Raw genomic sequence first — 6,903 nt, forward strand, 5'->3', positions numbered from 1 at the left:
GCTCGCGATGAGGGTGTGTCAGTCGACATTGATGTTGTCTGACACGACTCCATCGCGAGCAGGCTCACTCCTACAAGGGTTTGCGTTCGTCTGGTCGGGCTGCTTTGCTCAATGGCAATGATCCCGGCTGGAGACTTGTCCGATGAGCATTTCCCGTTCGTTGCTGCGTGGGCGCGGCAGTCTCGACAGTGGCAAGGTCGGCATGGTCGAGTTGTTTTTCGATCTGGTGTTCGTGTTTGCCGTGACTCAGCTCTCGCATTCGTTGCTCGCGCATTTGTCGATCCTGGGCGCGGTGCAGGTGGCGCTGTTGATGGTCGCGGTGTGGTGGGTATGGATTTTCACTTCGTGGATCACTAACTGGCTCGACCCGGAAAAATTGCCGATCCGTCTCGGCCTGTTCGGGTTGATGATCGCCGGTCTGTTGCTGTCGTCCTCGATCCCCAAGGCTTTCACCGAGCGCGGGCTGATGTTTGCCTCGGCGTTCGTGTTCATGCAGGTCGGGCGCACGCTGTTCGCGATCTGGGCGGTGCGTGGCGAGTCGCTGAGCATGACCCGCAACTTCCAGCGAATTCTGGCGTGGTTGATGTGCTCCGGCGTGTTCTGGATCGTCGGAGCCTTTCTTGACGGGCAACAACGTCTGCTGTGTTGGGCGCTGGCGCTGCTGATCGAGCTGATCTCGCCTTCGCTGTATTTCTGGGTGCCGGGGCTGGGGCGTTCGTCGTTGAGCGACTGGAACGTCGAAGGCAATCACATGGCCGAGCGCTGCGCGCTGTTCGTGATCATCGCCCTGGGCGAATCGTTGCTGGTCACCGGCGCGACGTTCGCTGAACTGACGCTGAGCGCAACCGGGATCATGGCGTTTCTGGTGGCGGTGCTGGGCAGCATCGGCATGTGGTGGGTGTACTTCGACAGCGGCGCCGAGCGCGCGCATCACCGCATCGCGCATTCGAGCGATCCCGGGCGCCAGGCGCGCATCGCCTACACCTACCTGCACGTGCTGATTGTTGCCGGGGTGATTGTCAGTGCGGTGGCCGACGAACTGGTGCTGGTGCACCCGGATCACGCCAGTGACGCCGGGATCCTGGTGATCGTGGGCGGGCCATGGCTGTTTCTGTTGGGCAATGCGCTGTTCAAGTGGGTCATGTCCGACCGACCGCTGCCGCCGTTGTCGCATCTGGCGGGGCTGGTGTTGCTCATGCTGGCGCTGCCATTGGCGTTGAATCACTGGTTTTCGGCGCTGGTACTCGGGGCGCTGACCACGGCGATCGTGGTGCTGGTGGCGCTGTGGGAAAGCCTGGCATTGCGTCAGGCGTCGGCCTCGATAACCTCGGAAAAAGCCGCAGGAGAGTAGGGCAGCGCTGTGGTATATGTACGACCTTTCTGCCGACTGACTGGAGCACCCCATGCCACACCTGCACATGGAATACACCGCCAACCTGCCGCAGTTGAACGCTGATGTGGCGTTGATCCGGCTCAACAACGCCCTGGTGGGTTCCGGTCAGTTCGCTGCGGAGTTCGATATCAAGAGCCGGGCGGTGAAGGTCGAGACCTTCAAGGTCGGTACCGGCATGGGTGAGCGTGCTTTCATCCATGTGAAACTGGCGCTGCTCAATGGTCGCTCGCCGCAGATCAAGAAGCAGCTCTCGGATAGCCTGCTGGCGGTGTTGCAGGATCTGTGCGAGTGGCCGGCCGGAGTTGAAGTGCAGTTGTGTGTGGAGTTGCTCGATATCGACCGCGATTCCTACACCAAGACCGCCATCGGCATGTAGGACTCAGGCCGTTTCCAGCTCACTGCACACCTTGATCACCTGCTCGCGCAGCCAGACGTTGGCGCTGTCCTGATCGGCGTTCTGGCTCCATTGCATGTCGAGGGTGAACCCCGGCAGGCCGTTCGGCGCCTCGCAGTGATTGAACACCGCGTCGTTGGTCAGCAGGCGCTGGATGCGCCGGGGCAGGGTGAGGATGAAATCGGTGCCGGTGATCATCTTCAATGCCGCGCTGTAGCTGTTGGAACGCGCGACGATCTGCCGTTTCTGCGCCTGACGCGCCAGCCAGCCATCGACCATGTTGGTGGTGGAAGTCCACGGTGTCGGGAACACATGGCGCCGCTCGGTGAAGGCCTGCAGGCTCAGGCGCGGTTCCAGCGGCGTGGCGCGTTTGTCGAAGACACAGACCAGATCGTCCTCCAGCAGCATCCGCGATTTCAGGTCGGTGTGGCTGCGGTGGAAGTTGGGGCCGAAACAGATCACCAGGTCGAGGCTGCCGTCGCGCAGTTCGTCGGCGGGCACATCGGTCTCGAACTTGTGCATGTTGACCACCACCGGCAAATCGTCGAAGTCGAAACGCTTCAACAGCCGTGGCAGCACCAATTGCTCGAAGTATTCCGGAGCGCAGATATTGAAGGTCACCGCTTGCCGGGTCGGATCGAAGGCCGGGGCGCCGGCGTGGCACAGGTTGATGCTTTCGAGGATCTTCTGCACATGGCCGTACATGGTGCCGGCCTTGTAGGTGGGACGCATGCCCGTGCGGGTGTTGATGAACAACTCGTCTTCGAAACTGGTGCGCAATTTTTTCAGGCAATAGCTGACAGTGGACTGGCTGACGCACAGCGTCTCCGAGACATCCGTGACGCTGCTTTGCTCATACACGGCGATAAACACCATGAGGTCCTGCATGTCGAGCTTTCGAAGCAAGTTACTGTTCAGCATCCGTTCCGTCCCGCTGTGCTCCTTGCGCTGAAATCCGCGCAAACGTGTGCGCATGATCGTAGCGGAACGATGGTGCCAGGACAAAGCCCTGTAGGACGTTTCAATGTCGCCAGTGGGACAGAAACTTTTAGCAACACGACGTCGGCAAATAAACCGCAAAAAGATGGCAACAGGCCTCTAGCCCGGCGGCGGCATTCGGCTTCAACGGATGTGTCGGGCGTACAGCCGAGGGTCGAAGCGCAGCACTATCAGCAGCATCACCACCATCACTGCGGTCAGCGACCACCAGGCCCATTCAAAGCTGCCGAGCCGGTCGCGGATGATTCCGGCCAGCAGCGGCGAAAGCCCGGCGATCAAGTAGCCGATGCCTTGCACGAACGCGGTCAGGCTGCCGGCGCGCTGCGGGTTGTCGAGGTGATCGAGGGAGACAATAAGGCTCATCGGAAACAAGCCGCCAATCCCCAGCCCCAACAGGCACGGCCACAGCAGGCTGAGGTGTTGCGGGCTGAGGATCAATCCGCAGAAACCGGCAATGATCAGCAACAGCAACGTAGCCAGAATCAGGCGACGATCACGGCTGCGGTTGGCGATGGCCGGCGTCAGCAACCCGGAAATCACCTCCATGGCCGTCAGAAAACCCAACAGCAGGCCGGCGTGCTGTTCGCTCCAGCCTTGTTCCACGTAGTACGGCGCCAGCCAGGCGAGTACGCAGGTGTAGGACGCCGTGCCGAGGCCGAAGAAGAAGGCCAGCAGCCAAGCGCGGGAGCTACGCGTGAAGGACTCTTTTCCTACAGGCGTGTTCTGGATGGATGACGGGGTCGACTGTGTCCACCAGACCAACAACGCGAGCAAGGAAAGTGCCGCCCAGATCGCCAAGCCGATGCGCCAGCTGCCGGTCTGCCCCAGCACCAGCGGCGAAAATGAGGCGGCCAGCGCGGCGCCGCCCATGATCGATGTGACATACAGGCCCATGCACAGCGCCACATGGTCGGGGAAGCGTGACTTGATCAGCACCGGCATCAGCGCCTGAATCAGGGCGATACCCATCCCGGCCAGCACCGCGCTGCCAATCAACTGCGGTGCCGAATCGAGCACCAGCCGCGACAGTGTCGCCAGACCGATAATCCATAGCGACAGGATCACCGTGCGTTGCTCGCCTAGCCGGCGGCTGATGCCGATGCCGAAAAACATCGCCAGCCCCATCGCCATCACTGGCAGCATGGTCAGCAGCGAAGCCACGCTGAAACTCAGCGGGATATCGCCACGAATTGCCGACAGCAACGGCCCGACGGCGGCCATGGATGGGCGCAGATTGAGTGCGACGAGAATGATCCCGAAGATCAGCCAGGCAGCGGGGCGGGTGTTGGCGCGGACGTTTTCCATCGGCAGACTCTGGATTGCGGAGGCTGTCGATTAGGCGGCGCGCAGCACTTATCGGCAAATCAGATTTCCCGAGCATTATTTAAAAATTAAATATGGCTCTCCTACATGGGGAGGTTCGGATTCCTCTTGCTGATCACGCTGTAAGACTATTCTTTCTTTCTGGCAGGACATTTCGTTACAGCTCTGGCCCAGCGCAGGCGCGTAAAACGCCGGCGGCGATATATACTGCGCGCCATTCTTCAAGGGAGAGCCGTGTGGCCATCGATATTCACTGGATTCGCGACAACGAAAGCCTCGCGCAGTTTTGCGCCGAGTGGCAGCAACTGCCGTTCGTTGCCCTCGACACCGAATTCATGCGGGTCGACACCTTCTACCCGATTGCCGGTTTACTGCAGGTCGGCGACGGCAAACGCGCCTACCTGATCGATCCGCTGACCATCGACGCCTGGCAACCGCTGGCGGCGTTGCTGGAAAACCCGGCGGTGCTCAAAGTCCTGCACGCCTGCAGCGAAGACCTCGAAGTGCTGCTGCGTCTGACCGGCAGCCTGCCGGCGCCGTTGTTCGACACGCAACTGGCGGCGGCCTACCTGAACCTCGGGTTCTCGATGGGCTATTCGCGGCTGGTGCAGGAAGTGCTGGGCATTGAGTTGCCGAAGGGCGAAACTCGTTCCGACTGGTTGCAGCGTCCACTTTCCGACACTCAAGTCAGCTACGCCGCTGAAGATGCGGTGCATCTGGCGGAAGTTTTCGTACAGCTGCGGCCGAAGCTGTCCGACGACAAATTCGCCTGGGTGCTGGAGGACGGCGCCGAACTGGTCGCCAACCTGCGCCGCGAGACCGACCCGTACGAGGTCTACCGCGAAGCCAAACTGGCGTGGAAACTGTCCCGTGCGCAACTGGCGGTGCTGCGTGAACTGTGCGCCTGGCGTGAAAAAGAAGCGCGTGCCCGTGATCTGCCGCGCAACCGCATCGTCCGTGAGCACTCGCTGTGGCCGCTGGCCCGCACGCAACCGGACAACCTCGCCGCGCTGGGCAAGATCGAAGACATGCACCCGCGTACCGTGCGTCAGGACGGCCAATTTCTGCTTGATCTGATCAAGCGCTCTGGCAGTGTGGGGCCTGATCAATGGCCGCCGGCGGTGCCGGAACCATTGCCGGTCGAAGCGGCTGCGCTGATCAAGCAACTGCGCGCCCTCGGCCAGGTCGAAGCCGAACGCCTGGGCATCGCCCCGGAACTGATGCTGCGCAAGAAAACCCTCGAAGCGCTGGTTAAAAGTGGCTTCCCCGAGGGCCCTTATCAATTGCCTGAGTCGCTGCGTGGCTGGCGCCGCGAACTCATGGGCCAGAAGCTGCTCGACAGTCTGGCCACCGCCGGAGAACAGCCTTGAAACGTATTTGCTCCATTTACCAAAGCTCCAAGCGAAGCGGAATGTACCTTTATGTGCTCAAGAGCGATGCTCTGGAGCGTGTGCCGGAACCCCTGATGCTGGCGTTCGGCAAGCCGAAACATGCATTCGATCTGGTGCTGTCGCCTGAGCGCAAGCTGGCCAGCGAGGACATCGTCGTGGTCCTGGAAAACCTCGACAAGCAGGGCTATCACCTGCAGATGCCACCGGCCGAGGACGAGTACATCGAACACCTGCCCGAAGAATTGCTGCGACGCAACGACCCGGTCTGATCTGCGAGGCCCTGTTCTGGGCCTCTTGCCACCCTGGAACTGATTTTACGGCGACGACCGCCACGAAGGAGCGCGACTCCTTCGGCGGTTGCCTGCACGGTTTGCGAAAGGTTTGAAGATGCGCGTTCTGATTGCTGAACACGACCACGCGGTGTACGCCCGGCTGCTACGTCAGGCGGCCCCCGAACTTGAAGTACTGACCAGTGGCGACTCCGCCGAACTGGCCCGTCAGGCGGCCGATTGCCCGGTGTGGCTGGGGCAGCCGGATCTGCTGGCGACCCTGCTGCGTCAGGGCCATCAGCCGCAATGGCTGCAATCGACCTGGGCCGGCATCACGCCGCTGCTCGCTGACGGCTTGCGCCGCGATTATCGCCTGACCCGCGCGGTGGGAATCTTCGGTCAGGTGATGGCCGAATACGTGCTGACCTACATGCTTGGCCACGAGCGTGAAGTGCTGGCGCGCCTGGTCAGCCAGGTCGAGCGCAAGTGGGACAACCGCACCGGCCAGAGTCTGGTCGGGCGCAAGGTGTTGATCGTTGGCACCGGCGATATCGGTCAGAGCGTGGCGCAGTTTCTGCTGCCGTTTGGCGTCGAGCTGTACGGCATCGCCAGCAGCGCGCGCGAGCAGGCGCCGTTCGTCGAAGTCGGCTCGATGGCGGATCTGCCACGACTAGTCGGCGCGGTCGATTACGTGGTCAATCTGCTGCCGAATACCGAGCACACCCACGACATTTACGACGCGGCGCTGTTCAAGCAATTCAAGCCGACCGGGTTGTTCATCAACGTCGGGCGCGGCGTGGCAGTGGTTGATGCGGATCTGGTGGAAGCCCTGAAGGAAGGGCATCTGGCGGGCGCGGTGATCGACGTCTGCCGTCAGGAGCCGTTGCCGCAACGCCATCCGTTCTGGACCGCCTGGGGCCTGCTGCTGACCGGGCACAGCTCGGCACCAACGTCACCGGCGTTGATGGTGCAGTTGTTTGTCGAGAACCTGAAGGCGTATCAAGCGGGAGAAGCGTTGCGCGGGGAAGTGGATTTCAGTCGCGGATATTAAATCCACCGCGATACCTGTAGGAGTGAGCCTGCTCGCGATGGCGTAGTGTCAGTCGACATTGATGTTGTCTGACACTACGCCAT

General features: G+C 61.4%; 7 protein-coding genes. 5 read left to right on the forward strand and 2 right to left on the reverse strand.

Annotated elements, in window-relative coordinates:
• Positions 1-142: 142 nt before the first annotated feature.
• Together QMX91_RS27460 and QMX91_RS27465 are read left to right on the forward strand one after the other, a co-directional pair.
• Positions 143-1,351 carry a low temperature requirement protein A gene (locus QMX91_RS27460; RefSeq protein ID WP_098967677.1) on the forward strand — a complete coding sequence of 403 codons (1,209 nt, stop codon included), beginning with the start codon at positions 143-145 and terminating at the stop codon, positions 1,349-1,351.
• Between the two features lie 52 nt (positions 1,352-1,403).
• Positions 1,404-1,769, forward strand: coding sequence for a 5-carboxymethyl-2-hydroxymuconate Delta-isomerase (locus tag QMX91_RS27465; RefSeq protein WP_282413672.1), 366 nt, complete (start codon positions 1,404-1,406; stop codon positions 1,767-1,769).
• 3 nt (positions 1,770-1,772) lie between these two features.
• On the opposite strand, the gene QMX91_RS27470 is transcribed toward QMX91_RS27465, so the two are convergent.
• Positions 1,773-2,708, reverse strand: a complete 936-nt coding sequence (locus tag QMX91_RS27470; protein WP_098967678.1) for a LysR family transcriptional regulator — start codon at positions 2,706-2,708, stop codon at positions 1,773-1,775.
• 201 nt (positions 2,709-2,909) lie between these two features.
• Positions 2,910-4,091 (reverse strand): cyanate transporter, encoded by a 1,182-nt coding sequence (locus tag QMX91_RS27475; RefSeq protein WP_282413673.1) that lies wholly within the window; start codon positions 4,089-4,091, stop codon positions 2,910-2,912.
• A 254-nt stretch (positions 4,092-4,345) separates the two neighbouring features.
• On the opposite strand from QMX91_RS27475, the gene rnd reads away from it, so the two are divergent.
• The 3 genes from rnd (at position 4,346) to QMX91_RS27490 (ending at position 6,820) form a co-directional block, all read left to right on the forward strand.
• Positions 4,346-5,479, forward strand: a complete 1,134-nt coding sequence (rnd, locus tag QMX91_RS27480; protein ID WP_098967682.1) for a ribonuclease D — start codon at positions 4,346-4,348, stop codon at positions 5,477-5,479.
• On the forward strand, positions 5,476-5,769 hold the full coding sequence (locus QMX91_RS27485; RefSeq protein WP_097086697.1) for a YcgL domain-containing protein: 294 nt from the start codon (positions 5,476-5,478) through the stop codon (positions 5,767-5,769). The genes rnd and QMX91_RS27485 overlap by 4 nt, the downstream gene beginning before the upstream one ends.
• A gap of 118 nt (positions 5,770-5,887) precedes the next feature.
• Positions 5,888-6,820, forward strand: a complete 933-nt coding sequence (locus tag QMX91_RS27490) for a D-2-hydroxyacid dehydrogenase (protein ID WP_282413674.1) — start codon at positions 5,888-5,890, stop codon at positions 6,818-6,820.
• The last annotated feature ends 83 nt before the right edge of the window (positions 6,821-6,903 follow it).

The organism is Pseudomonas sp. PS01299, assembly GCF_029960145.1.
GTDB classification, from domain to species: Bacteria; Pseudomonadota; Gammaproteobacteria; order Pseudomonadales; family Pseudomonadaceae; genus Aquipseudomonas; species Aquipseudomonas putida_A.